The sequence below is a fragment of the Zoogloea oryzae genome (assembly GCF_030161255.1).
Taxonomy (GTDB): Bacteria; Pseudomonadota; Gammaproteobacteria; order Burkholderiales; family Rhodocyclaceae; genus Zoogloea; species Zoogloea oryzae.
The window spans coordinates 1-626 of sequence record NZ_BSPX01000305.1; the positions used below are offsets into that span (position 1 = coordinate 1).

Below are 626 nucleotides of genomic sequence, written 5' to 3' on the forward strand. Positions count from 1 at the left end.
GTCAAATAATGAAAATAAGGGAAAAGCTCCAGAGAGTTCCTACGAAAAGACTGATGAGTCCGCCTGCTATAGGTGTGGTAAAAAGGGACATTGGGCCAATGTCTATAGGACCTCTAAACACTTTGTTGAGCTATATCAGGCATCACTCAATGATAAAGGCAAAGATGCCGAAATAAATTTCATTGATCAGACCCAATCAATGTTTTCGAATTCTTTATTGATCAAGATAATGAGACCATGGATAACAATATTTTTGGCGAAGGCCAGAGCCTCGTCAAATAAAGTGCTTGCCTTTTTCTGTATGGATATGTAAAATATGTAATATATCTTTTGTGTAAAATAACTTTGTAAATTTTCTTTTGATATATAGTAATATAAATTATCTTTTGTAAAATTTCTCTTTATCAGTTTTATCAAATATGGATAGCAGAAATATATGCCTGGCTGATAGTGCGTCTACACACACTATACTCCGAGACAAAAAGTATTTTTCAAATTTAAAAATGTTTAAGGCCAAGGTCCATACCATATCTGGGGTTGCAAATCTCATTGATGGGTCAGGAAAAGCCGATATTTTATTATCTGGCGGTACTAAAATTCATATTCCTAACACCCTATATTCCTCC

General features: G+C 34.2%; 1 protein-coding gene. It reads left to right on the top strand.

What is annotated here, in order from left to right; all coding sequences use genetic code 11:
• Positions 1-313, top strand: a 313-nt coding sequence (locus QQK25_RS23490) for a C2HC-type zinc finger protein (protein WP_284190123.1), incomplete at its 5' end; no start/stop codon positions are given.
• Positions 314-626: the final 313 nt, after the last annotated feature.